Genomic DNA, 23,098 nt, shown 5'->3' with positions numbered 1-23,098 from the left:
GTCGGTGGTCGCGGTGGGCGCGCCGCCGGGTTTCGCGCTCCCACGCGCGGTCTGTTTCAGACCACGCTGCACGCTGGCCGCGTGTTCGTATTTGAACGTTCGCGTCACTCAGTCATTCGTGACGAAAGTACTCTCAAGTGGTGGTTTCGGGATTCTCAGAAGCCTTCGCGGAGGAAGGTGGTGGTTTCGGGGTAGAGGGCGTCGAGCGCCTGCGTGGTGTCGTCGTCGGTGTGGATGTCGTTGGTTCGTGCGAGGTCGGTGGCGGTTCGGTGGCCGACGGCGAGTTGGGTGAGCGTGCCGATGTCAAGCGAGAGGTCGGCGTCGTCGTGTGTTCGTTCGACGCTGGGTGCGCCGTTGGTGACGGTGAGGCGGAAGGTGTCGTCGTTCCAGTCGGCGAGCGTGTCGGTGACGGCGATGGTGAGGTCGGCGTCGATGGCGGGGTAGTCGAGCGCGGTGAGCGCGTCGGGAACGTCGACGATGCGGACCATCGGGCCGGCGGAGACGGTGGTGTCGACCTCGCCGGGGTCGGGGACGACATCGAGGAGCGGGGAGTCAACGGGGCCGCGGAGGCGGACTGTCTCTACCTGGGAGTCGTGGTCGGCGAGGAATCCGAGGACGGCGAGGTAGGCGCCGTGGTCGGTCCACGCGGCGTCCTGTACGGCGAGCGTCTTCCCGTCGTCGGACTCGACGCGGTAGACGAGGTACGCGCGGTCGGTTCCGGTGGCGTCCTGCCAGCAGTAGACGTAGGGGTCGGTGTCCCAGCCGCTGAAGACGCGTTTTCGCCACCACTCCTCGGTTCGGTCAAGCGTGAGTTCGTAGCGCTCGCCGTGCGCGGCGAGCACGCTCGGGAGGCGGTCCCAGTCGTCGGCATCAAGGCGGCCCCAGGTGCCGAGCGGGGCGTCGTCCCGGGCGAACGCGAGCGCGTCTGGGGGGCACTCGTGCGTGACGTACTCCGTGGCGGTCGCCCAGCCGAACTGCGCGTAGAACGGGTGTTTGAACGGCCAGAGCGCGCTCAGGTAGGTGTCGCGCTCGCGGTACTCGCGGAGGGATTCGACGAGCATGTCGCGGACGAGGCCGCGGCGGCGGTTCTCGGGCGGCGTGGCGACCGCGGAGAGGCCGGCCATCGGGTGGGTGTCGCCGCGGACGTGTGCCGTGAACCAGTAATGTCGGCAGACGGCGAGCAGGTCGTCGCCGTCAAAGACGCCGTAAGGGTCGCCGACCTGCGCGGGTTCGGGAAGGTCGTCGTCCTCGTCGGGGTCGTGCGGGCCTGATTCGGGGCGGAACGCGTACGTGACGAACGACCGGAACTCCTCCGTGCGGTCGTCGGGGAGCGGGCGGTAGTCGACCATACGAACCAGCGTGGCGCGAAGAATGAAGAACGTGCCGAGTCAGTACGCGGTCTCCCCGACAGTTTCGAGGTAGGTCGCGGTGCCGGTGTGGTCGGCATCGTCGAAGGACTCCACGCGAACGCGTACTTTCGTCTGCACGCTGTCGCGGGGTGCGTCCGGCACGCGGAGCACGGAGTCGCCGATGCGGACGATGGGCGTGTCGCCCTCGTTACCGGTGACGACGACGACAAACTCGTCGCCAGTGTCGAAACTCGGCGTCGCGGTGCGGAATCCGACGCCCGCGAAGAACGCGTCGAGGTTCATACGCGCGCCACCTCCTCTGCCTCACGGTCAGTGGCGTACTCCAGGCCGTACCCGGTGATGGCGGCGGCGAGGAACACGAAGAACAGCAGCCAGCCGTGGAAGACGAACGGCCAGACCTCCACGGGGTTGACGAGCATCGACTCGACGCCGTACTCCTCGACGAGCGCGGGCATCTGGCTGTATCCGGCGAGCACGCCGCCGGCCCACGGGAAGATGTAGCCGAGCGCGCTCGTGTTCGCGTCGAGGATGTTCGCGCGCCGGTAGCCGTTGATGTTGAACTGTTCGCCGATGCGCGCGACGTAGGGCGCGATGGCGATTTCCGCGGCGGTGTTGATGGTGATCATTGCGTTGACGCCGGCGGTGCCGAGCACCATCGTCGTCTCCGCGCGCCGGACTTTCGTCGCGACGGTGGAGAGCAGGAAGTCCTGCACGGCCTTGAACCCGCCGCCCTGAATCATGATGCGGGCGGCAGCGACGATGAGGAGCGTGAGGACGATGAGCGGGAAGAACCCGGCCGCACCCGTGTAGAGGCTGCCGTGGACGCCCGCTGCGGGCGTGTTGGGTCCGGCGATGGTGACGATGGGGAGCGCGGTGAACGCGTCTGCGAGCGGCGCAGTCGTCGGTGCGACGAACTGGATGATGGTGCTCGCGGGCGCGAGACCGAGCCCGATGTTGAAGACGATGGCTGCGATGATACCCCACGAGATCGCTTCGACAATGTGGCGGCCGTTCACCGCGGTCCAGATGACGAGCCCCATCGAGACGAGATGGACGAGGCCGACGACGTTCCCCGAGGGAAGGCCGTCACCGGTGGGCTGGAAGGTCGTCATCAGTTGGCCGGCGATGAGGTAGCCGACGATGGCGAGCGCGGCGGCGACGAACGCGTACTTCAGCCGTGAAGCGACAACACCCCCGATGTCGGCGTCCTGGGTGACGGCGCTCACGATGGTGGTGTCGCTGACGGGCGCGAGATTGTCCCCGAAGACCGCACCGGAGAGAATCGCGCCGAACATCAGGACGGGGTTCGCGCCGAGCAGGACGGTCGCCGGGAAGAACGTCGTGACGAACGTGATCGTCGTCCCGTAGCCGGTACCGATGCCGGTCGCGAGGAGCGCGGCGAGCACGAACGTCAACGCCGGCAGGAGCGTCGGGAGCACGGACTCGGAGACTGGGACGACGTTCGCGACCCAGATGAGGCCGTTCACGAACCCGCCGTCCTGCAGGAGCTGGGCGAACATTCCCGCCCAGAGCCATGCGACGATGGCTGTCGCGGCGACTCGTTCGGTCATCCCCGCGAAGATGGCGTTCGCGTAGTGCTTCCAGTCGCCCTTCACGAAGAACATCCCGACGACGAGCGCGACCAGCATCCCGATGACGAGGCCGGTGGTGTCGCCGATGCCGAACAGGCCGCTCTGCACGACCGCCCACACTACGAACAAGCCGAGGGGAATCGCGCTCGCGGCACGCCCTCCGTAGAACTCCAACGTGGGCGCGCTGCGCGCGTCCTCAGCTTCGTTAAGTTCGGTCTGTACGTCGTCCGCGTCGTCGTTATCTGACATTCTCTCTCTCCCTCTGAGTGGTGATTGGTACCTGCCTTCATATAGTTCAGGGGAGCGTCAAGGCTTCCGACGGCGACGAAACTAAACCCACCCGCGTCGTCGCTCCATCCATGAGTCAGTCCACACAGGACCATCTCGTAGCGCTCCGACGAGACCTCCACCGTCACCCGGAGCCGGCGTGGCGCGAGTTCTACACGACCGCGCGTATCGTCGAGGAGATCGAACGCATCGGCGTGGACGAACTGCACGTCGGCCCGGACGCGCTGAACGCCGACGAACGCATGGCAGTCCCGGACGAGGACGTGCTCGACGAGTGGTACGACCGCGCGCTCGACGCGGGCGCGGACCCCGACCTGCTCGAATCGCTCCGCGGCGGCTTCACGGGCGCGGTCGCGGTGCTCCGGAAGGGCGAGGGGCCGACAGTCGGGCTGCGCGTGGACATCGACGGGCTTCCGCAGGCGGAGTCGACGGACGACGACCACGTGCCCGCCAGAGAGGGCTTTCGCTCCGAGAACGAGGGTGCGATGCACGCCTGCGGGCACGACGCGCACGCGACCTTCGGTATCGGCGTCCTCGAACGCGTCAAACAGAGCGACTTCGAGGGGACGTTCAAGGTGTTCTTCCAGCCGGCGGAGGAGCGCGTCGGCGGCGGGCGCGCGATGGCGCGCTCCGGCCACCTCGACGACGTGGACTACCTGCTCGCCGTGCACGTCGGACTCGATCACCCGACGGGCGAGGTGGTCGCGGGCATCGACGGATTCCTCGCGGTGTCGCACTTCCTCGCGGAGTACGACGGCGAACCCGCACACGCCGGCGCGAAACCCGAGGAGGGGCGGAACACCGTGCAGGCGATGGCCGCGGCCATCCAGAACCTCTACGGGATTCCCCGGCACTCGGGGGGCGAGACGCGCGTGAACGCCGGTCTCGTCGGCGGCGGCACGGCGACGAACGTCATCCCCGAGGAGTCCTTCGTCGAGGGCGAAGTCCGCGGTGAGACGACGGAGCTCAAGGACTACATGAAGGACCACGCGCACCGCGTGCTCCGGAGCGCGGCGGAGATGCACGACGTGGACGTGGACATCCACACGGAGGGCGAGGCGCCGAGCGCGGTGAGCGACGGCGCGCTCGCCGACATCGTCTACGACGTGGCGAGCCGAACCGACGGCGTGGACAGTCCCGTGGACCGCGACAAACTCGGCGGGAGCGAGGACGCGACGTTCCTCATGCAGGAAGTCCAAGACAACGGCGGACTCGCGTGCTACCTCGCGGTCGGCACCGACCATCCCGGGGGCCACCACACCGCGACGTTCGACGTGGACGAAGCCAGCATCCCCATCGGAATCGACGTGCTCACGGACTCGATTCTCTCCATCGCGAAAACACAGCCGTAGCTCGGTAGGGGCATTCACGGCGGCCTGGGTTCTCGCACGCGGACGGCCGTCGGGATTTCGTGAATCCCGCGTGCGACGACGATTACGCCATACCGCCCGCTGGCCTCGCTATTGTACTTGAACGTTTGTCGGAGGGATAGAGCATCGTCGCGCTTCGCGCGACGTTCACCGCGAACGCTGTGCGTTCGCGGGTTTTTTGGTGCAGATTTTTGCTCCGAGTGGTCGCGCTCCGCGCGACCCGAGGAGGAAAAAGGTGCGCTAGTACTTGGGGTCCGCGCCGGTGACTTCGTAGACGTCGGTCATGATGTCGTCGCGGCGGTCCTGCCAGGTGTCGAGTTCGTGGGGGCTGTCCGGGTAGGTCTGGTAGTGGTCGAGGAGGCGGTCGGCCTGGTTCTTCGTCTGGTAGAGGTTGTAGATGGTGCCCCAGTTGCCGAAGCTCTTGATTGCGGTCTGGACTTTGACGCCGAGGCTGAGTTCGGCGCTGCCGGCGTAGATGGCTTCGGAGAGTTTGCCCATCGGGAGGCTGGCGAGGAGGCCCATGAGGTTGTCGACGTCGACGGCGGTGGAGAGGATGTTGTAGACGTCGAGGCCGGCGTAGCGCGCGCCGAAGTGGTCCATGACGCGTTCGTTGTACCGCCAGAGGTTCTCCTCGCTCACGTCGCCCTGCTCGATGGCGGTGACGGCCTGTTCGCCCGCGTACTTCCCGGAGTAGGCGGCTCCCGCGATACCGCCGCCCGTGGTGGGGTTGACGAGGCCGGCGGCGTCGCCGACGGCGATGAAGCCGTTCGCGACGGCGGAGTCGTAGGGCCGGCGGGTGGGGAGCGCCGCGCCGAGTTTGTCCTTGACGGTCGCGCCCGCGAACTCGGGGCGGTTCCGGAGGTCGCGCTTGAGGTCCTCGATCATCTGCATCGGCTCCTCCGTCATCTGGAACCCGAGGCCGGCGTTGATTTCGGTGCCGGTGCGCGGGAAGTACCAGAGGTAGCCGGCGGCGCGCTTGGTTGGTTTGAACACGAGCGCGTCCTTCCATTCGACTTCCTCCTCGACTTCGACGATTTCGCGGTAGCCGCTGCAGAACTGGCTGTAGTTGACGTTCGTGTCGAACGTCGTGCCGTCGAAGTTCGTGTTGTCTTGGAGGACGCTGAGCGACCCTGCGCCGTCCACGACGATGTCGGCGTCGAACTGGTGGACGTCGCCCTTGTGCTTCCCGCGGACGCCGGTGACGGTGCCGTCGTCCTCCTGAAGGACGTCGGTGACGACGACGTTGTAGTGGAAGTCGACGCCGCGGTCCTTCGCGCCGCCGATGACGCACTTCCCGTACTCCCAGCGGTCCACGACGGCGAGTTCGCCGGGAACGGGAATGTCGAGGACGGTGTCTTCCTGGGGAATCTCGAAGCGGCCGTGGTCGACTTCGGTGTTGGTGATGGCGGGTTCGAGTTTCGACTTCGGGATGGCTTCGGGGAAGTTCGCCGCGCCCTTGAGGGCGTCCCCGCACGCGATGTGACCGGCCTCCTGCTCGGTCTTTCGCTCGACGATGGCGACGTCGTAGCCCGCCATCGATATCGTCGCGGCGGCGTAACAGCCGGCGGTGCCGGCGCCGACGACGACTGCGTCGTACTCGTGGGTAGTCATACTCGCTCGATTGAAGGCGGGCGGGAAAACTCTTTACTCCTCAATCCGTCGCCTGCGCGGGGACACGGCGGAATAAAGAGTTTTACCGGTCGTCGCAGAACGGACGGGTATGACGACGTACACGGTCGAGTTCGCCGGCCGCGACGAGACCATCGAGGTCTCCGAGAAGGAGACCATCTTGAAGGCGTGTTTCCGCGAGGGAATCGCCCAAGAGTACTCGTGTCGGGTCGGAATGTGTCTGGCGTGCTCGGCCAAGGTTATCGAGGGCGAGGTCACGCAGCCCGCAGCGCGCGGGTTCACGGAGGAGGAGGCCGAGGAGTACGCGCTCACCTGTATGGCGCGCCCGCAGTCGGACCTCGTGCTCGACAGGGGGCAGTATCCGCCGAGTATCGAGGAGGAGGCGCCGGAGCCGAGCGGTCCGGTGACGGCCGATGACGACTAGACGCCCGGCGTGGGCGCTGCCTTCTGCAGTGCGGTTTCCGCGATGTTCCCGCCGTAGTCGGCGCACCGGGAGAGCGAGTCCACGACGAGACTCAGCTGTTGGGCGTTCCGCGGTTCGAGGTCGCGGAGGTGTTCGTCGACGGCGCGCGTGAGGTCGTCGATCTGGGGGATGCGTTCGCGCGCGTCGTTCGCGAGCTCGGTCGCTTCGTTGGTGTCGTCGGTGACGAGCGCGTCCATCGCGATGTCGACGATGCCGATGGCTTCCTCGTGGAGTTCGTTGAGGGCGTCCGCGACCTCGTCGGGGATGTCCTCGTCCATTTCGAGCGCGACGTTCGCCATCTTGGTCGCGTGGTCGGCGATGCGTTCGAGCTGGCGCGCGCTCGAGTGGTAGTCGAAGCAGACTTCGCGGGAGACGCCCATCTCGGTGGCGGCTTCGGGTGAGCGGAGCGCGCCGCGGAAGATGCGGGAGACGACGAACCAGAGGCGGTCCACGTCGTCGTCACGTTCGGTCACGTCTCGCGCGAGGTCGTCGTCGTTCTCGACGATGGCGGTGACGGCGTCGTCCAGCATCGACGTGGAGATGAGTCGCATTCGACGGACGGCGTTGTGGATGGAGAGTTCGGAGGAGTCGAGGAGGTCCTGGATGACGACGCGGTCACCGGTCTCCTCGAGGACTTCGAGGCCGACGAGGCTCTGCGTGGCGTTCCGGATGACGCGGCGCTGGTCGGCGGTGATGCGGTCGGCTTCGAGTTCAAGCACGTCGAACCCGGAGACGTACATCGTCATCACGGTCCGCATCAGGTGGTCGCCGTCGAGGCCGCTGATGTCGAACGTTCCCCGGACGGTGTCCTCGCTTCCGACTGGCTGAACGAGGAGGCTCCGGCCGTCCTCGTGGAACACCATCTCGTCGCCGGCTTCGACGTCGTTCTCGCGCGCCCAGTCCTTCGGAATCGAAACTGTGAACGTCGACCCCCCTGTCACCTGGACCTTCCGTCGTTCCATATACACTGCTACGCGCCACACAATAAATTATCTTCGGTCTATATAACCCACTACGCTAGCCCGCCCGTATCGCCTGAAATGCGCCCTGAATGCTTGTGAGTGGTCGTTCCGACGAGTATTCGAAACGCGTTGAACGACCAATCTACCACGACGTATATTCTACTATATAGTTGTAATAGTAGAGTATTTACCCACGTCTCGGGTAGTCCCGGGTGATGTCTGAAAGGCGTGCGACACGCCGTCTCGCCCTCGCTACAGGGGGGTCGGCGCTCGCCGCACTCGCCGGTTGTATCAGTACCAGTCCGACACCGCCCGGGAGCGGTGGCGACACCAACAGCGGCGGCGGTGGCGGCGGAAGCGTTCCGCTCCTGCGGGCGGGCGGGTCCTCGACCGTCTTCCCTATCGCGAACCGCGCGTCCTCCTACTGGGGGTCGAACGCGCCGCCGTCCGACGGCGAGTACTGGGGGCCGACGGAGTACGGAATCGAGACGGACGAACACCTCGCGGACTACTGGGCGGGCCTCTACGGGTTCGGACCGGCGGACGGCGGCGTTCCGCCGTTCGAGGTGAAGGTGAACCTCAGTCACTCCGGAACGGGCCTGGAGAACTTGAAGGCGGGCCGCGTCGACATCGGGAACGCGAGCGCGCCCGTCGCGGCCGAACTATCCGAAGCCAGCGAGGAGGAACTGGCGAAGTTCAAAAACCACGTCGTCGGCGTGGACGCTCAGCCCATCGTCGTCAGTCAGGAAGTGTACGACGCGGGCGTCACCGGACTGACCGCGGAGACGCTCCGCGCCATCTACAAGGGCGAGATAACCGACTGGCAGAACGTTCCTGGCTACGACGGCCCGTCGAAGCAGATTCAGTGCATCGGGCGCGCCGAAGGCTCCGGAACCGACACGGCGTTCCGCACGAACCTCTACGGCGACGCGAACGCGCCGATGCCCGGTATCGACGTGCGGAAGGGACAGAACCAGCAGGTGCGGGACATCGTCGCGCGCTCCGGGAACGCCATCGCGTACATGGCGCTCGCGTTCGTCGACGACTCCGTTCCCGCCATCACGCTCACGTTCGAGGGAACGGAGTACGTCCCCGGTGAGAACCTCGCGGACCTGAACTATCCCCTCTCGCGGGACCTTCACTGTTACACGTACGAGGACACCTCGAAGATGGAGGCCGCGTTCCTCCGCATGATTCTCAGCGACTACGGCCAGGAGAGCTTCGTGAAACCGGTCGGGTACTCCGCGCTCACGCAGGAGCGACAGGACGAAGAACTCGCGAAACTCCCCGACACAGTATGAGCGTCGCAGACACGGCCACGGACCGAGCGCGAGACGCCGCGCGGACGCTCGTCCACCTCGACCACGGCACGCGCGTCGTCGGCGGCCTGGGAACGCTGTTCCTCGTCGCGTTCCTCGCGGCGTTCGCGGTCGGGCACGCGCTCGCATGGGTGCCGCTGGTCGCGTTCGTCGGTGTGAACGCGTACGGCGCGTCCCGCTATCCGGGCGCGACCGCGCGCTACCTCGCGTTCGTCGCGACCGTCTCGACGGTCGTCGTGCTCGGCCTCATCATGGTCTACCTCTTCCTGCGCTCCCGGGAGGCGTTCGGCCTGATGAGCCACCACGTGTCGCTGTTCGGCGTGTCGTTCGACGTGCCGGGCCTACGGATGTTCACGGACACGTCCTCGCCGTTCTGGACGCCGAGCCAGCAGTTGTACGCGCTCGCGCCGATGCTGTGGGGGACGTTCATCACGACCCTCATCGCGACCGCGGTCGCCGCGCCGCTCGGCGTCGCGGGCGCATTGTTCATCAGTGAGATGGCGCCGGGGTGGGCGCGCGAAATCCTGAAACCGAGCGTGGAGACGCTCGCCGGCATCCCCTCCATCGTGTACGGCTTCATCGGCTTCATCGTCCTCAACGAGTTCATGATGACCGAGTTCAGCCTCCCGACGTTCGGCAGCCTCATCGTCGTCGGGTTCGTCATCGGCGTGATGGCGCTTCCGACCGTGGTGTCGGTCGCGGAGGACGCCATCGCGAGCGTGCCCGGCGAGATGAAGGACGGGTCGCTCGCGCTCGGCGCGACGAGCTGGCAGACCACGACGAGCGTCACTCTTCCCGCGTCGATTTCGGGCGTGTCGGCCGCGGTCCTGCTCGGAATCGGGCGTGCGGTCGGTGAGACGATGGCCGCGACGGTCATCCTCGCGAACATCACGAACCTCCCGGACCCCCTGTACGACGTGTTCGGGAACACCATCACGCTCACCTCGCTCATCGCGAGCCAGTACGGTATCGCGTCCGGCAGTCAGATGAGCGCGCTGTTCGCCGCGGGCGTCGTCCTGTTCGTGACGGTGCTCGCGCTCAGCATCGGCTCGCAGTACATTGAAGCGCGAATGAACCGCAAACTGGGTGGTCGAGAATGAGCTCGCTCGTTCAGTCCGAGTCCTCGCGCGCGGAGTACGCCGCGGGCGTCGGCGTCGCACTCGGCAGTCTCGCGCTCGCCGCGAGCGTTCTCGCGTTTGCACAGGTCATTCCTGCCACATCCACAGTTGCGGGCGTCGCGGTCGCCGACTGGCTCGCGGGCGGCCTGCTCGCCGGCGCGCTCGCGCTCGCCGGCGTCGGTATCGCCTCTCGCACCGGCGCGCTCGACACGACGCCGGACGCGACCGCCGGCCTCTCCGTCGTCGCCGGGTTCGGCCTGCTCGGCCTCGCAACGGGCGGCTTGGTCGCCGCGCAGACGCTCGGGTTTTCGACGCTCTGGCCGATCGGTGCGCTCGTCGGGATGGTCATCGGCGCCGTGCTCGTCGCGTCCCCACGCGAGGACGCCGGTCTCACCGTCGCCGGCGCCGGGTTCGCCGGTCTCGCCTCGCTTATCGTCCTGCTCGACGTTATCAGTCCGGGCTGGCGGTGGACGCCGATCGAGTCCTCGGCCGTGTTCACGCCCGACACCGTGCTCCCAATCCTGCTCGGCGTCTCCGGCCTCGCCCTCGCCTGGGTGAGCGCGCAGGCCTACAACGGGTTCGGGGCGCGCGGGCGCGAGCGCGGCGCGAACTTCCTCGTCGGCGCGAACGCCGCCGCGATGATCGTGCTGCTCGTCGTCATCGTCGGCCTCATCGTCGTGCGCGGGTTCGAGCCGATGACGCAGAGCATCCAGTACGGTCTCTACTGGGGGCCGTGGTTCTGGTTCCACGTCCCGCTCCTCGACCAGTACGTGATATTCAGCGGCCCCATTCTCTGGTTCTACTGGCCGTTCGTCATGGAGGGTGTCGCGCTCACGAACGCCGTGAACGGCATCGCGCCCGCCATCGTCGGCACGGTCTGGCTCGTCATCGGCGCCGTCCTGCTCTCCGTCCCGCTCGGCGTCGGCACGGCCGTCTTCCTCACCGAATACGCGGAACAGGGCCGATTCACGCAGCTCGTGGAAGTGTCGACGAACGGCCTCTGGAGCACGCCCAGCATCGTCTACGGCCTGTTCGGGCTGGCGTTCCTCGTGCCTCGTCTCGGGAACACGAACAGCCTGCTCACGGGGATGCTCGTCCTCGGGTTCATGCTCCTCCCGCTCGTCGTCATTACGAGCCGCGAAGCGCTTCTGAACGTCCCGGACGAGTACCGGGACGCGAGCGCCGCGCTCGGCGTCTCCCAGTGGCAGACCATCAGGAGCGTCGTGCTGCCCGCGGCGATGCCGGGCGTCATCACGGGCGTCATCCTCGGCGTCGGCCGCATCGCCGGCGAGACAGCGCCAATCCTGCTCGTCATGACGGGCGAGCCGTTCCCGACGAACGGCGCGGACGTGCTCGGGTCGTTCTCCTTCACGTCCTCGTTCCCGTTTGTGGACATTCTGAACACGGGCGCGCTCCTCGAACCGGCGAGCGCACTCCCCTACCAGCTGTTCGCCGCCATCAGCGCCGGCGTCGGCCAGCAGGGTGAGGGCTTCGCGTGGGCGACCGCGCTGGTCCTCCTGCTCGTCGTCCTCGGCTTCTACGCCATCGGCATCGCCTCACGAATCTACTTCCGGAAGAAACTCGAAGCATGAGCACGCAACACACCGAATCCGAACGCACCACCGCCGGCGAGAGCGAAGAACAAATCGACCCCGAGTGGACGAACTACGAGTTCGAGGGGGACGCGAAGATCTCCGCGAGCGACGTGAGCGTCCACTACGGCGAGGAACAGGCGCTCAAGAACATCGACCTCGACATCCCCGAGAAGTCCGTGACGGCACTCATCGGACCGTCCGGCTGTGGGAAGTCGACGTTCCTCCGGTGCCTCAATCGGATGAACGACCGCATCAAGAGCGCTCGCGTCGACGGCAGCGTAACGCTCGACGGGGAGGAAATCTACCAGGACGGCGTGAACCTCGTGGAGCTCCGCAAGCGGGTGGGGATGGTGTTCCAGCAGCCGAACCCGTTCCCGAAATCCATCCGCGACAACGTCTCCTATGGCCCCCGCAAACACGGCGACATCGACACGGGCCTGCTCTCGCGGCTGCTCGGCCGCGGCGACGACGAAACCGAGGACGAACTCGTGGAGCGCGCGCTCCGCCAAGCCGCGCTCTGGGGCGAAGTCAACGACCGCCTCGGGGACAACGCACTCGGGCTGTCCGGCGGTCAACAACAGCGCCTCTGCATCGCGCGCTGTCTCGCCGTTGACCCCGAGGTGATTCTGATGGACGAGCCCGCATCCGCGCTCGACCCCATCGCCACCGCCAAAATCGAAGACCTCATCGAGGACCTCGCGGAGGACTACACCGTCGTCGTCGTGACGCACAGCATGCAGCAGGCGGCGCGGATTTCGGACCAGACCGCCGTCTTCCTCACCGGCGGCGAACTCGTCGAGTACGGCGACACCGACCAGATCTTCGAAAACCCCGAGAGCCAGCGCGTCGAAGACTACATTACGGGGAAGTTCGGGTAACACAGTATGCCACGAGAATCCTATCAGGAGAAACTCGAAACGCTGCGTAACGACGTCCTCTACATGAGCGAGGTCGTCACCGACCGCCTCCGCATGGCGCTCGAATCCATGCAGCAATCGGACGAAGAACTCGCGAGGGACGTCATCGAGGGCGACGACGAAGTGAACGGCCTCTACCTCGACCTCGAACAGGACTGCATCGACCTGTTCGCGCTCCAGCAGCCCGTGGCGGGCGACCTCCGCCTCATCGCGTCCTCGTTCAAAATCATCACGGACCTCGAACGCATCGCCGACCTCGCCGTCAACCTCGGCGAATACACCCTGGACGCCGAACACGAGATGTTCCCCGAAGTCAACATCCACTCCATCGGCCAGGAAACCATCGACATGGTCGAGGACGCCATGAACGCCTACGCCAACCAGGACGTCGACGCCTGCTTCGCCATCGCCGACCGCGACGACGACATCGACGAGATGTGCGAAGCCGCCAGCCAGACCGTCGTCCGCGATCTCATCGAAACCGAAGTCGACGCCGACACCACCGAAGAAGAAATTGAACGCATCATGCAGGACGTCTCCCGCATGCTCCTCACCATCCGCGACCTCGAACGCATCGGCGACCACGCCGTCAACATCTCCGCCCGCACCCTCTACATGGTCGAAAACGACGACGAACTCATCTACTGAACGCACCTTTTTACTCCGCGCGTCGCCGAAGGCGACCGCGTGAGTGAAACCCTGTTCCCGCGAACGAACGGCGTAGCCGTGAGTGAGGGGGAGCCAGTCAGAGCACCGCTCTGACGTTGGAGGAAAAGGCCGCGAGCGCCGGCGGCGCTCGCGGTACTATCCAAGTTTCCGCTCCGTTACCGTCCCGCCTCCGCTCCGCCACCGTCCCGCCTCCGCTTCGCGACCGCTGCGCCGCTCCGTATTTGATTTGTTGGGTCGTCGCGTCCCCTACGTTTATTCTGGACGCGGACGGGGTTCGGGTATGCGAATCAAAACCTCGCTGAAGAGCGACTTTCTGGCCGGGTTGGTACTGGTCGCGCCGTTGCTCGTGACGCTCGTCATCCTTCAGTTCGTGTTCTCGTGGACGACGGGCTTTCTCGCGCCGTTCATCGAGGGGTCGCGGCTGGCGTCCCTGACGGCGAACAACGTCCTGCTCGCGCAACTGCTCGCGTTGGTGTTGTTCGTCGTGGGCGTCACGGTCGTCGGCGCGGTCGCGCAGTGGTCCGTCGGGAAGCGCGTGCTCGGGCGGACGGGCCGCGTCGTGACGTTCATTCCCGTGTTTCGGACTATCTACGGGAGCATTCGAGGGATGGTGTCGTCGGTGACGACGCGGAGTTCGGACTTCGAATCGGTGGTGTACGTGGAGTGGCCGCAGGACGGCGTCTACCGTCTCGGACTGAAGACCGGTGACAGTCCAGAGGGTGTCGAGGAGGTCGCGGGCGAGAAAGCGTACAACGTGTTCGTTCCGGGGAGTCCGAACCCGACGCAGGGCTCGCTCATCCTCGTGCCGGAGAGTCAGGCGCACGAGTCCGATTTGAGCGTGCGCGCGGCCATCCGCCTGCTGATGACGACGGGGATGACGGAGTCCGAGGACGAGTCCGTGATTCAGCTCACGGAGGAGGAGTTGGACGAGGGCGTTTCCACACCTTGATTAGTCCGTCCGCTCCTCCACGTAGTCGTACGATGAGTGCGCGAGCGGACGGCGGCGGACCCGAATTGGTGGTCGTGTGTGGGCTTCCGGGCGTCGGGAAGACGACGGTCGCGGAGACGATTCGAGAGCGCGTCCCCGGAAACGCGGACCTCCTGCGGACCGATATCGTTCGAACTGACGTGGTCGACGACCCCGACTACACGGAAGACGAACTCCGCCGGGTCTACGACGAACTGTTCTCCCGGGTGGACGCGCGTCTCGCACGCGGCGAGTCGGTTGTCGTCGACGGGACGTTCAAGCGCGCGATGCATCGAGAGCGCGCCCGCGACCTCGCCGCCCAGCACGGCGCGACCTTCCGCCTCGTGCGCGTCGAGTGCGACGAGGACGTGGTGCGAGCGCGCATCGCCGCGCGAACGGACGACGCGAGCGACGCCGACTTCGACGTGTACAAACTCTACAAGGAGGAGTTCGAGCCAATCGAGCAACCCTGTATCACAATCGACAACTCGGGGAGTACCGCGCAGACGAGAGAGTGCGTTATCGACGCGCTCTACTAACTTTCTTCGCCGTCCGCGATGTCGTCGTACTGGTCGAACAGCAGGCGTGCGCGCTCGCTCTCCTCCTCGGTCGCTTCGATGCCTTCCTCGACTTCGCCGAACGACTCCTCGCGGTGGCCGACCCACTCGCGGAGGTCGTCGTTCGCCTCGGCCGCGAGGTCGTCCGCCTCGCCGACTGTTCCGTACGTCTCCCGGAAGACGGTCTGCCAGCCCTCCTGTTCTACGTCGTAGCCGACGCCGTAGACGGTGTCGCCGGTGACGAGGACGAGCGCGGAGACCAATCGAGTGTCGCGGCCGCGTTTCGAGGACGCGGACGCGGGCGCGGCCATGCGGAAGGTGTCGGAGCGGTGCAGCGTGCGTCCCTCCGGGACCGTGAGCGGCCGCGGCGGGAGCGAGTCGAGACTCATACCTCGTCGTTCTCGCCCCACGATGAAGAACGAACCGAACGGGAACCCGCAAAGAAAAATACCCACCGCTCGAATCCACGCGTATGGTTACGGACGAAAGTGGGTTCGCCGTCCCTGCAGGCATCATGGTGTTCATAACGATAGTCGCCGCCGTTCCGGTGCTCCTCCCGGGCGGGTTCTGGCCGCTCCTCCTCGTCGGCCTGTTCGCGGGAGCCGTACTCGGCGGACTGTCGTACTGGCTCGTCGAACGACTGTACTAACGCGCAAAGAACGGACGACGCGGTCGGCGGTCCGTGTTCGCCGACACGAGCGACGTGCGACTGGACGAAGAGAGCAGGACGACGCGGTCGGCGGTCCGTGTTCGCCCCGGGAAAGCGGAGTGTTTTTGCGACGCGGGTCGAGGGAGGTCGTATGTCCGAGACGTGGACGGTGCTGCTGCCGTCGACCATCGACCCGAGCGGTCCCGACGAACTCCGCGAGTTCGCGACGTTCGTCTCCATCGACGAGTACGCGGACGAGGCGGCGCTCGTCGCCGACGCCGACAGATTCGACGCGGTCATCACGCGCACGGTCCCGCTGACCGCGGCGTTCTTCGACGCCGCCGACTCCCTGAACGTCGTCGTGAAACACGGCGCGGGCGTGGACCACATCGACGTTGACGCGGCGACCCGGAACGGCGTGCTCGTCGCGAACACGCCGGGGGAGAACACGAACGCCGTCGCGGAGCACGCGCTCACGCTCCTCCTCGCGGCGAAGCGCCAAGTGGTGCGCGCCGACGCCGCAACCCGGAACGCCGACTGGCGACGCCACGACTTCGCGGGCCACGAACTCTCGGGCCGGACGCTCGGCCTCGTCGGCGCGGGGAACGCGGGCCGACGGCTCGCGGAGCTCGTCCACGGGTTCGGCGTCTCCTGCGTCGCCTACGACCCGTACGTCGATTCCGAGGACCTCCCGGCGAACGTCGAACTCCTGGATTCTGTCAGTGCGGTGTTCGAGGCGGCGGACGACGTGAGCGTGCACGTCCCGCTCACCGACGAAACCCGGCACGTCGTCGGTCGCGAGGAACTCCGAGCGCTCCCCGACGACGCCGTGCTCGTGAACACCGCACGCGGCGGCGTGGTGGACGAAGACGCTCTCTGTGACGCGCTCGACTCCGGCGCGCTGGCCGGCGCTGGCGTCGACGTGTACGAGACGGAACCGCCGACCGCGGACGACCCGCTGCTCGACCAGGAGCGCGCGGTCCTCACCCAGCACAACGCCGGCGTCACCGTCGAATCGGCGCGCGCCGTCAGCCTCGCCGCCGCCGACCACGTCCGCACCGTGTACGAGGGTGGGCGGCCGAAAACGGCTCTCAACGACCCAAAATAGTCGTCAGTCGTCCGTTCCGCGGTCCGGGAGCGTGACGGTGACGACGTTCCCGTCGTCGTACGAGAAGTCGAGCGTCGCCCCGAGCGCGTCGGCGCACCACGTCGCGACCCAGAGGCCGACGCCGCTCCCGTGACTGAGCGGGGTTTCGGTGCCCGCGCGCAGCGGCGCGAGTTCGGCGTCCGAGATTCGGTCGTTGTCGTCGCGAATCGAGACCGCGAACCGGCCGTCGTCGGTGGTGTGGAGGCGAACGAAGGCGCTCGGGTCGCCGTCGGCGTGCGCGACGGCGTTCTCCACGAGGTTCGACAATAGCAGTCCCAGCACCGCGCGGTCCGTTCGAACGGTCGCGTCGGACGCGTCGTGTTCCACGGCGATTTCCGCGTTCGGCCAGTCCGCCAGCACGTCCTCACGCACACCCGCGACGACCGTTTCGAGCGAGACACGTTCGGGGTCGCGGTCGCGCTCGCGAACCCGCCGGAACTCGTGGGCGGTCTCCGCGACGGCGAGCAGTTCGTCGCTCGACGCCACGATTGCGTCGGCCTGCGATTCGAGGCGGTCGTCGCTCAGGTCCGCGCGCATCGACTGGGCGTGCCCGCGGATTATCGTCATCTTGTTTCGGAGGTTGTGCCGCAGGACGCGATTCAGCACGGTGAGTTCCTGTTCGCGCTGTCGTTCGCTCGAGATATCGTAGAGGATGAGCGTCCCGCCGACCGACCCGCCATGGGAGTCCGTGAGCGGCGTGTACGACACGGCGAACACGCCGCCGTCCGGGCCGCCCGCGGAGAGTTCACCCGCCTCGCGCACGTCGTCAAGAGACTGTCCGACAACGGCCGAGAACGCGACGGGGAGATCGTTCGCGCGCGGGACGCCGAACACGGTTCGTGCGCGGTCGTTCGCCTCCACCACGCGGTCGTCCGCGTCCAGCACCAACACGGGCTGGTGGAGGTCGTCGAGCGCGTTCTGCTCCGCCGCGCGCCGCGTCACGGGGTTCGTGTCGAACATGTGCGTGCCGACGAACGCGTACGCGTCGAACGCGACGTGCGCGATGACGAACACGAGGATGAAGTTCAGCGCCGGCCACGGTCCCGACTGCGTTATCCACTGCACGAACCCGGCGAGCGGCGGGGCGGTGCTGAGCGCGACCGCAGCGGTCTCCCGACGGTAGAGCGGGCCGTACGCGAGTATCGCGTCCACCAGCAACAGCACGGCGATGGCGACGGCGGTCAGCGACAGAATCAGAATCGCGTAGCCGAGCGGTTGAATCGAGTACAGCGCGCCCGCCAAACCGAGCGTCTCCACCACGCGGAACTCCCGCCACAGCAGCGCGTGCAGCGGTTGCGTCACCACGAGCACGGACCCGCCAGCCGTCGCCGCCACGATACCGCGGAACACCCACGTCTGCAACGCGCCGCTCCGCCCCGTGTACGCGAGCGCGAACGCCAGGAAGAACGGCCCGATCCAGAGAAACCCCAGCCAGAACGCCGCGTCCGCGTACGCACGCCAGAACGGATCGAACACGAACAGACCGATGCCGTACCCGAGCGTCGCGACCGCCTGCGCCGCCAGCGTCGCCATGAACCACTCCGCACCACCACGCCCCCAGTGCCGCCACAGATACGCGCAGAGCGCGAGCGAGCTCACGCCACCCAACAGCGTGCAGGCGGCCACGACGACACCGAGTATCGAAACCACGACGACTAAAGACACACAATCGGCCTAATTGGGTCTTCGGGTCGCAGAACGACGCCGCAACGCCCGTGCGACGGCAATGCGAACGCCCCGACCACCGCCGACGCCGAAGGATGGTGGTTCCGAGGCGGACGCCGGCGAGTGCCGCCGGAGCGCCGCGCCCCACCTACCCCTCTCCCACGGTTCCATGTTACGGCCATCGGAACACACGCAACGCAAAAGGTGGAGCGGGCCGGGAGCGATTTGAATTGCGTCAGACTCGCTATCGCTCGCCTGACTAACCCAAATCGTGCTGGCCGCTTCGTTCCGCTCGAACTGACTCGCACACGCTACGCGGTGCTCGACAGGTGCGGTCGGAATAGAAGCGGGCCGGGCGCGATTTGAACACGCGACCGTCTGATTAAGAGTCAGACGCTCTGCCGAACTGAGCTACCGGCCCTGTGATTCTTCGTATCCGCGGGACGCTAAAATAGGTTTCCTTCTGGGGGTCGCGTGTGAGGGGTTCTCGGGGGTTGTCGGGAGGACTAAGTACGGCCGGAGGATACGCGTTCGTACATGAGTAGCCGGGCTACGATTTCGTCGATGTCCACGTACGCGATTCTCGGCTGCGGGAGCGTCGGGCACTCCGTCGCGGAAGAGCTCGTCGAGCGGGGGAAGGACGTGCTCATCGTGGACAAGGACGAGTCGCGCGTCGAGGCGTTGCGCGACCAGGATTTGAACGCGCAAGCCGCCGACATCCGGGACGACGACGTTGCGGAGCTCGTCGACGACCGGGACGTGGTGCTCATCATGTCCTCGGACATCGAGGCGAACGAGGCCGCGGTGGAGAACATCCGGAATCGGAACGAGGACCAGTTCGTGGTGGCGCGCGCGAGCGACCCGGTGACGGCGGACGAGCTCACCCAGTTGGGTGCGGACGTGGTGATCAATCCGTCGAACGTCATCGCGGACGCGGCGTTGCGCGCGCTCGAATCCGGCGAACTGGAGTACAAGGCGCGACAGCTCGCGGACGTCATCACGGCGTCGACGAGTAAGCTCGCGATACTGACGCACGACAACCCCGACCCGGACTCCATCGCGTCCGCGGCGGCGTTACGGTCCATCGCGGAACACCTCGGCGCGGAGGCGGACATCCTCTACTTCGGCGATATCGGCCATCAGGAGAACCGGGCGTTCGTGAACCTCCTCGAACTCGAACTCACGCCGTACGACGACGTGGACATCTCGGAGTACGACACGGTCGCGCTCATCGACCCGGCGAAGGCGGGCGACCTCAAGGTCGACGCGGACGTGGATATCTACATCGACCACTACGAGTCGGAGGGCGAGGTGGAGGCGGAGTTCGTGGACGTGCGGCCGAACGTCTCCTCCACGTCGACCATTCTCACGAAGTACATCCAGGAGTTCGACCTGAGTGTCGACCAAGCGGTCGCGACCGCGCTCCTGTACGGGATTCGGACGGAGACGCTGGATTTCCGGCGGGACACGACGCCCGCGGACCTCACGGCTGCGGCGTACCTGTATCCGTTCGCGGACCACGACACGCTCGAACAGGTCGAGTCGCCGAACATGAGTCCGGAGACGCTGGACGTGCTCGCGGAAGCCATCACGAACCGCGAAGTCCGCGGAAGTCACTTGGTCTCCGATGCGGGGTTCATTCGGGACCGGGACGCGCTCGCGCAGGCCGCCCAGCAACTCCTCAATCTGGAGGGTATCACGACGACGGCCGTGTTCGGTATCGTGGACGACACCATCTACCTCGCGGCGCGCTCGAAGGACATCCGATTGAACATCGGGAAAGTCCTGCAGGACGCGTTCACGGAGATTGGCGAGGCCGCAGGGCACTCGACGCAGGCGTCCGCCGAAATACCGCTCGGCATCTTCACGGGCATCGAGTCCTCGGAGGAGAACCGCGAGACCCTGCTGACGCTGACTGAGGAGGCGGTGAAGCGAAAACTGTTCGACGCGATGGGTGTCGAGCAGGAGACGAGCGCGCAGAACGGCGGTTAGTCCTTTCGTTTGACCATGTCGCCGAGGGTGAGGCCGTCCCCGCCGCTCTCGGACTCCCAGTCGTCGTCGCCGCTCGAGGATTCGGTGAGCGTGATGGAGAGGTACTTCTCCAGTTTCTTCTGGACGCTGTCGCTCGGGAGCATCGCGCCGCGTTCGAGTTTGCGGACGAGGCTGGCTTTCTCGCTGATTTCCTTCGCGAGTTCCTCCTGGCTGAGGCCGGCTGACTCGCGGGCGTTTCGAATGCGGTCGTCGTAGTCCGCGGCCACCTCCTCCATCTCGTCGAACATGTCGTGGCGGCGAGTGTTCGACGACCCGCCGGAGGAACCGCCGGTGCTACTGGAGTCGCCGGAACTGCTGGAGGACGTGGAGTACTTGGTGGACGTGGAGGACGACGACTGGGTCTTCACTTCGGTGCCGAAGTCGGCGCAGTCGTCACAGACGTCGAGTTCCGCGCCCTCGACCTTGATGGTCTTGGGGGACGCGGTCTCCGCGCCACACATCTCGCATTGAACCATAGAGAATCTAGCTCCGGGAGCGGCTTAAAAGGCACGCCGCGGGTTACTGGAGGTCGCGCCACGCGCCGAAGAACCGCTGGAAGGCGGTGAGGTGGCCGACGACGGCGAACAGGCCGAGCAGCCACGCGACGACGCTCACGTCGGCGACGACGGGAACGACGACGGAGATGCCGCCGGTGAGGCAGACGAGCGCGAGGCGGTCGGCGCGTCCGAGCAGGCCGCCGTACTGGCGTTCGAGGCCGACGGCTTCGGTCTGCGTGCCGAGGTAGGACGTCATCAGGACGCCCGTGACGGCCGCGAACCCGAGCGCGTGCTGGTCGATTCCGGCGGCGAGTCCGGCGATGATGACGATGTCGGCGTAGCGGTCGAGGACGTGGTCAAGGAGGTCGCCGGCGGGGCTGTCCGTGTCGAGTTCGCGTGCGACCGCGCCGTCGAGCAGGTCGAGCATGCCGTTGAGCAGGACGAGCACGGCGCCGACGCCGTACCACCAGTCGGGGCCGGCGCCGGCCTCGTAGAACGCGCCCGCGGCGATGACGGCGAGCGCGAACGCGGCGACGCTGATGGCGTCGGGCGTGAGATTCAGTCTAACCGAGAGCCTGACGAACGGGCGGAGGATGCGCGACGCGAGCGAGCGGTACTGGTCGAGCGTCATAGGTAGTCGGTGAAGTCGAGGTCGCCCGCGCTCGGGTCGCGCTCGCCCGCGAGCACCGCTTCCACGTCGTCCGCGACCTCCTCGGGCGAGCGGTTCGACGTGTCTATCTCGTACACGCTGTCCGCGCCGAACTCCTCGACGGCCTCCGCGAGAATCACGTCCAGGGCCTCGGATTCGGCGTTCTCCCGGGCTTTCGGTTCGGGTTCGCCGCGCTCCCTGAGCCGCTGGTCGAGTTCGCGCGGGTGACACCGCAGGACGATGCAGCGGTCCGCGTCGAAGTAGTGCGCGAGGTGGCTCTCCACGATGATGTCGTCGCGGCCGTCCAGCCAGTCGCGCGCGGCGTCCACGTCCACGACGAGGCTGTCGCGCTCCTCGTCGCGTTCGGTGTAGAGGTCGCGTTCGCGGATTTCGTCGTTCAGGTGAATCACGTCGAGGTCGGTGTCCACGAGGTCGGTCACCGTGGTCTTCCCGGTTCCGGGTGTGCCGGTGACGGCAACTCTCACGAGTCGAGCACCTCGTTCAGTTCCGCAACGGCGGTCTTCGTCTCCTCCGTGGTGCCGCACGTGATGCGGATGCAGTCGTCGAGGCCGAAGCTCGTGCAGTCGCGGACGATGACGCCGCGGTGCTTCAGCGCCTCGGCCACCGCCGCGGCGTCCCCGACGTTGACCAACACGAAGTTCCCGTGGCTCTCGAACACGCGGGCGTCGATGTTCTCGGTCATGTACTCGCGCGCCCACTCCGCTGTCTCGACCGTACGGTCGACGTGCGCGTCGTCGTCAAGCGCCGCCAGTCCGGCGCGACAGGCGACGAGGTTCGCGGCGAACGGCGTGTTCACGCGCCGGTACGCTTCGGCCCAGTCCTCGGGAACGACCGCGTACCCGAGGCGGAGGCCCGCGAGCCCGTAGGCCTTCGAGAACGTGCGGAGAACGGCCACGTCGTCGCGTTCGCGCACGAGGTCGATTGCGCTCGGCGCGTCCGTGAATTCGCCGTACGCTTCGTCCACGACGACGAGCGTGTTCTCCCGGGTTTCGTCGGCGATTTCGGTGACGGCGTCCAGCGTGAACCGGCCGCCGCTGGGGTTGTGGGGGCTGGTGAGGAAGACGATGCGCTCGCCGTCGTAGGCGTCGAGGACGGCGTCTGCGGTGAGGGAGAAGCCGTCGTCACGCTCGACGGGATACGTCGCGACGGTGCCGTGGTGGAAGCGCGCGGTCATCCCGTAGTAGGAGAAGCCGGGGTCGGGGACGAGAACGCCGTCCTCGGGTTCGAGGGTGGCGCGTGCGAGGTAGTCGAGCGCGCCGTCCCCGCCGTTCGCCAGCCACACCTGGTCGTCCTCGACCGCCCAGTCGTCGGCGAGTCGCGCGACGAGGTCGGCGTGGTCCGCGGTCGGGTAGTGGTGGGCGTCGCTCGCAGTCTCCCGTATCGCGTCGGCGCCGAGCGGACTGGGGCCGAACATGTTCTCGTTCGACGCGAGTTTCACGAACTCCGAGGGGTCGCGGCCGAGTTCGCGCGCGACCTCCTCGATTCCCCGACCCGCCTGGTACTCGACGTGGTCGGAGAGGTCCCGTGGTTGCATGGGTGGACCGAGCGCCCGGGCGGCCTTAAGCCTCCCTACAGCCAGTCGTCCTCGCCGACTGAGCGAGTCCCGGCGGGTTTCAAGTCGCC

At 66.7% G+C, this 23,098-nt stretch carries 23 protein-coding genes and 1 tRNA gene; 12 read left to right on the top strand and 12 right to left on the bottom strand.

Going from position 1 to position 23,098, the window contains the following annotated elements:
• Window positions 1-155 precede the first annotated feature (155 nt).
• From ACOZ4O_RS13540 to ACOZ4O_RS13530, 3 genes are read right to left on the bottom strand one after another with little or no spacing between them, the layout of a single operon-like run.
• Window positions 156-1,349, bottom strand: coding sequence for a GNAT family N-acetyltransferase (locus tag ACOZ4O_RS13540; protein ID WP_424526114.1), 1,194 nt, complete (start codon window positions 1,347-1,349; stop codon window positions 156-158).
• A 39-nt stretch (window positions 1,350-1,388) separates the two neighbouring features.
• Window positions 1,389-1,652: a DUF7513 family protein gene (locus tag ACOZ4O_RS13535; protein WP_424526112.1), complete on the bottom strand. Its 264-nt coding sequence runs from the start codon at window positions 1,650-1,652 to the stop codon at window positions 1,389-1,391.
• On the bottom strand, window positions 1,649-3,211 hold the full coding sequence (locus ACOZ4O_RS13530; protein WP_424526110.1) for a Na+/H+ antiporter NhaC family protein: 1,563 nt from the start codon (window positions 3,209-3,211) through the stop codon (window positions 1,649-1,651). Before ACOZ4O_RS13530 ends, ACOZ4O_RS13535 begins: the two co-directional genes overlap by 4 nt.
• A gap of 110 nt (window positions 3,212-3,321) precedes the next feature.
• Between ACOZ4O_RS13530 and ACOZ4O_RS13525 the strand changes: the two genes are divergently transcribed.
• Window positions 3,322-4,602, top strand: a complete 1,281-nt coding sequence (locus ACOZ4O_RS13525) for an amidohydrolase (RefSeq protein WP_424526108.1) — start codon at window positions 3,322-3,324, stop codon at window positions 4,600-4,602.
• Between the two features lie 258 nt (window positions 4,603-4,860).
• On the opposite strand, the gene ACOZ4O_RS13520 is transcribed toward ACOZ4O_RS13525, so the two are convergent.
• Window positions 4,861-6,231, bottom strand: coding sequence for a geranylgeranyl reductase family protein (locus ACOZ4O_RS13520; protein WP_424526106.1), 1,371 nt, complete (start codon window positions 6,229-6,231; stop codon window positions 4,861-4,863).
• A gap of 109 nt (window positions 6,232-6,340) precedes the next feature.
• Between ACOZ4O_RS13520 and ACOZ4O_RS13515 the strand changes: the two genes are divergently transcribed.
• The gene (locus tag ACOZ4O_RS13515; protein ID WP_424526104.1) at window positions 6,341-6,673 is read left to right on the top strand and encodes a 2Fe-2S iron-sulfur cluster-binding protein; all 333 of its coding nucleotides are present in this window, start codon (window positions 6,341-6,343) and stop codon (window positions 6,671-6,673) included.
• On the opposite strand, the gene ACOZ4O_RS13510 is transcribed toward ACOZ4O_RS13515, so the two are convergent.
• Entirely contained in the window at window positions 6,670-7,674 is a 1,005-nt protein-coding gene (locus tag ACOZ4O_RS13510) for a PhoU domain-containing protein (protein ID WP_424526102.1), read from the bottom strand. The two genes, ACOZ4O_RS13515 and ACOZ4O_RS13510, sit on opposite strands and share 4 nt — an antisense overlap.
• 215 nt (window positions 7,675-7,889) lie before the next feature.
• Here ACOZ4O_RS13510 and ACOZ4O_RS13505 point away from each other — a divergent pair, with 215 nt between their 5' ends.
• From ACOZ4O_RS13505 to ACOZ4O_RS13475, 7 genes are all read left to right on the top strand, one after another.
• Window positions 7,890-8,975: a PstS family phosphate ABC transporter substrate-binding protein gene (locus ACOZ4O_RS13505; protein ID WP_424526100.1), complete on the top strand. Its 1,086-nt coding sequence runs from the start codon at window positions 7,890-7,892 to the stop codon at window positions 8,973-8,975.
• Window positions 8,972-10,093, top strand: a complete 1,122-nt coding sequence (pstC, locus tag ACOZ4O_RS13500) for a phosphate ABC transporter permease subunit PstC (RefSeq protein ID WP_424526098.1) — start codon at window positions 8,972-8,974, stop codon at window positions 10,091-10,093. The genes ACOZ4O_RS13505 and pstC overlap by 4 nt, the downstream gene beginning before the upstream one ends.
• Complete coding sequence (gene pstA, locus ACOZ4O_RS13495) at window positions 10,090-11,703, top strand: phosphate ABC transporter permease PstA (protein ID WP_424526096.1); 1,614 nt, start codon at window positions 10,090-10,092, stop codon at window positions 11,701-11,703. The genes pstC and pstA overlap by 4 nt, the downstream gene beginning before the upstream one ends.
• The gene (gene pstB, locus ACOZ4O_RS13490; RefSeq protein ID WP_424526094.1) at window positions 11,700-12,584 is read left to right on the top strand and encodes a phosphate ABC transporter ATP-binding protein PstB; all 885 of its coding nucleotides are present in this window, start codon (window positions 11,700-11,702) and stop codon (window positions 12,582-12,584) included. The genes pstA and pstB overlap by 4 nt, the downstream gene beginning before the upstream one ends.
• Before the next feature lie 6 nt (window positions 12,585-12,590).
• Window positions 12,591-13,271: a phosphate signaling complex protein PhoU gene (phoU, locus tag ACOZ4O_RS13485; RefSeq protein WP_424526092.1), complete on the top strand. Its 681-nt coding sequence runs from the start codon at window positions 12,591-12,593 to the stop codon at window positions 13,269-13,271.
• Between the two features lie 301 nt (window positions 13,272-13,572).
• On the top strand, window positions 13,573-14,241 hold the full coding sequence (locus tag ACOZ4O_RS13480) for a DUF502 domain-containing protein (RefSeq protein ID WP_424526090.1): 669 nt from the start codon (window positions 13,573-13,575) through the stop codon (window positions 14,239-14,241).
• A 32-nt stretch (window positions 14,242-14,273) separates the two neighbouring features.
• Entirely contained in the window at window positions 14,274-14,798 is a 525-nt protein-coding gene (locus ACOZ4O_RS13475; protein WP_424526088.1) for an AAA family ATPase, read from the top strand.
• On the opposite strand, the gene ACOZ4O_RS13470 is transcribed toward ACOZ4O_RS13475, so the two are convergent.
• The gene (locus ACOZ4O_RS13470) at window positions 14,795-15,205 is read right to left on the bottom strand and encodes a hypothetical protein (RefSeq protein WP_424526086.1); all 411 of its coding nucleotides are present in this window, start codon (window positions 15,203-15,205) and stop codon (window positions 14,795-14,797) included. The two genes, ACOZ4O_RS13475 and ACOZ4O_RS13470, sit on opposite strands and share 4 nt — an antisense overlap.
• 83 nt (window positions 15,206-15,288) lie before the next feature.
• Here ACOZ4O_RS13470 and ACOZ4O_RS13465 point away from each other — a divergent pair, with 83 nt between their 5' ends.
• Window positions 15,289-15,465, top strand: a complete 177-nt coding sequence (locus ACOZ4O_RS13465; RefSeq protein ID WP_424526084.1) for a hypothetical protein — start codon at window positions 15,289-15,291, stop codon at window positions 15,463-15,465.
• Between the two features lie 151 nt (window positions 15,466-15,616).
• Window positions 15,617-16,573: a hydroxyacid dehydrogenase gene (locus ACOZ4O_RS13460; protein ID WP_424526082.1), complete on the top strand. Its 957-nt coding sequence runs from the start codon at window positions 15,617-15,619 to the stop codon at window positions 16,571-16,573.
• 3 nt (window positions 16,574-16,576) lie between these two features.
• Here ACOZ4O_RS13460 and ACOZ4O_RS13455 read toward each other — a convergent pair whose 3' ends face one another.
• Window positions 16,577-18,262, bottom strand: coding sequence for a histidine kinase N-terminal 7TM domain-containing protein (locus ACOZ4O_RS13455; RefSeq protein ID WP_424526080.1), 1,686 nt, complete (start codon window positions 18,260-18,262; stop codon window positions 16,577-16,579).
• 362 nt (window positions 18,263-18,624) lie between these two features.
• A tRNA-Lys gene (locus ACOZ4O_RS13450) sits at window positions 18,625-18,698 on the bottom strand.
• Between the two features lie 116 nt (window positions 18,699-18,814).
• Between ACOZ4O_RS13450 and ACOZ4O_RS13445 the strand changes: the two genes are divergently transcribed.
• Window positions 18,815-20,269, top strand: coding sequence for a DHH family phosphoesterase (locus tag ACOZ4O_RS13445; RefSeq protein ID WP_424526078.1), 1,455 nt, complete (start codon window positions 18,815-18,817; stop codon window positions 20,267-20,269).
• On the opposite strand, the gene ACOZ4O_RS13440 is transcribed toward ACOZ4O_RS13445, so the two are convergent.
• From ACOZ4O_RS13440 to hisC, 4 genes are read right to left on the bottom strand one after another with little or no spacing between them, the layout of a single operon-like run.
• Window positions 20,266-20,784, bottom strand: a complete 519-nt coding sequence (locus ACOZ4O_RS13440) for a multiprotein bridging factor aMBF1 (protein WP_424526076.1) — start codon at window positions 20,782-20,784, stop codon at window positions 20,266-20,268. The two genes, ACOZ4O_RS13445 and ACOZ4O_RS13440, sit on opposite strands and share 4 nt — an antisense overlap.
• A 43-nt stretch (window positions 20,785-20,827) precedes the next feature.
• Window positions 20,828-21,436 carry a CDP-alcohol phosphatidyltransferase family protein gene (locus ACOZ4O_RS13435; RefSeq protein ID WP_424526074.1) on the bottom strand — a complete coding sequence of 203 codons (609 nt, stop codon included), beginning with the start codon at window positions 21,434-21,436 and terminating at the stop codon, window positions 20,828-20,830.
• Window positions 21,433-21,939 (bottom strand): adenylate kinase family protein, encoded by a 507-nt coding sequence (locus ACOZ4O_RS13430; protein WP_424526072.1) that lies wholly within the window; start codon window positions 21,937-21,939, stop codon window positions 21,433-21,435. The genes ACOZ4O_RS13435 and ACOZ4O_RS13430 overlap by 4 nt, the downstream gene beginning before the upstream one ends.
• On the bottom strand, window positions 21,936-23,009 hold the full coding sequence (gene hisC / locus ACOZ4O_RS13425) for a histidinol-phosphate transaminase (RefSeq protein ID WP_424526070.1): 1,074 nt from the start codon (window positions 23,007-23,009) through the stop codon (window positions 21,936-21,938). Before hisC ends, ACOZ4O_RS13430 begins: the two co-directional genes overlap by 4 nt.
• Window positions 23,010-23,098: the final 89 nt, after the last annotated feature.

The sequence above is a fragment of the Salarchaeum japonicum genome (genome assembly GCF_049705945.1).
In the GTDB taxonomy this organism is placed as follows: Archaea; Halobacteriota; Halobacteria; order Halobacteriales; family Halobacteriaceae; genus Salarchaeum; species Salarchaeum japonicum_A.
The sequence above is the reverse complement of the archived record's forward strand: the minus strand, read 5'-3'. Positions and strand labels throughout refer to the sequence as shown.

Coding starts and splice junctions, on each gene's coding strand:
- ACOZ4O_RS13540 (WP_424526114.1), bottom strand. CDS start 1,349: ATGGTCGACTACCGCCCGCTCCCCGACGACCGCACGGAGGAGTTCCGG.
- ACOZ4O_RS13535 (WP_424526112.1), bottom strand. CDS start 1,652: ATGAACCTCGACGCGTTCTTCGCGGGCGTCGGATTCCGCACCGCGACG.
- ACOZ4O_RS13530 (WP_424526110.1), bottom strand. CDS start 3,211: ATGTCAGATAACGACGACGCGGACGACGTACAGACCGAACTTAACGAA.
- ACOZ4O_RS13525 (WP_424526108.1), top strand. CDS start 3,322: ATGAGTCAGTCCACACAGGACCATCTCGTAGCGCTCCGACGAGACCTC.
- ACOZ4O_RS13520 (WP_424526106.1), bottom strand. CDS start 6,231: ATGACTACCCACGAGTACGACGCAGTCGTCGTCGGCGCCGGCACCGCC.
- ACOZ4O_RS13515 (WP_424526104.1), top strand. CDS start 6,341: ATGACGACGTACACGGTCGAGTTCGCCGGCCGCGACGAGACCATCGAG.
- ACOZ4O_RS13510 (WP_424526102.1), bottom strand. CDS start 7,674: ATGGAACGACGGAAGGTCCAGGTGACAGGGGGGTCGACGTTCACAGTT.
- ACOZ4O_RS13505 (WP_424526100.1), top strand. CDS start 7,890: ATGTCTGAAAGGCGTGCGACACGCCGTCTCGCCCTCGCTACAGGGGGG.
- pstC (WP_424526098.1), top strand. CDS start 8,972: ATGAGCGTCGCAGACACGGCCACGGACCGAGCGCGAGACGCCGCGCGG.
- pstA (WP_424526096.1), top strand. CDS start 10,090: ATGAGCTCGCTCGTTCAGTCCGAGTCCTCGCGCGCGGAGTACGCCGCG.
- pstB (WP_424526094.1), top strand. CDS start 11,700: ATGAGCACGCAACACACCGAATCCGAACGCACCACCGCCGGCGAGAGC.
- phoU (WP_424526092.1), top strand. CDS start 12,591: ATGCCACGAGAATCCTATCAGGAGAAACTCGAAACGCTGCGTAACGAC.
- ACOZ4O_RS13480 (WP_424526090.1), top strand. CDS start 13,573: ATGCGAATCAAAACCTCGCTGAAGAGCGACTTTCTGGCCGGGTTGGTA.
- ACOZ4O_RS13475 (WP_424526088.1), top strand. CDS start 14,274: ATGAGTGCGCGAGCGGACGGCGGCGGACCCGAATTGGTGGTCGTGTGT.
- ACOZ4O_RS13470 (WP_424526086.1), bottom strand. CDS start 15,205: ATGAGTCTCGACTCGCTCCCGCCGCGGCCGCTCACGGTCCCGGAGGGA.
- ACOZ4O_RS13465 (WP_424526084.1), top strand. CDS start 15,289: ATGGTTACGGACGAAAGTGGGTTCGCCGTCCCTGCAGGCATCATGGTG.
- ACOZ4O_RS13460 (WP_424526082.1), top strand. CDS start 15,617: ATGTCCGAGACGTGGACGGTGCTGCTGCCGTCGACCATCGACCCGAGC.
- ACOZ4O_RS13445 (WP_424526078.1), top strand. CDS start 18,815: ATGAGTAGCCGGGCTACGATTTCGTCGATGTCCACGTACGCGATTCTC.
- ACOZ4O_RS13440 (WP_424526076.1), bottom strand. CDS start 20,784: ATGGTTCAATGCGAGATGTGTGGCGCGGAGACCGCGTCCCCCAAGACC.
- ACOZ4O_RS13435 (WP_424526074.1), bottom strand. CDS start 21,436: ATGACGCTCGACCAGTACCGCTCGCTCGCGTCGCGCATCCTCCGCCCG.
- hisC (WP_424526070.1), bottom strand. CDS start 23,009: ATGCAACCACGGGACCTCTCCGACCACGTCGAGTACCAGGCGGGTCGG.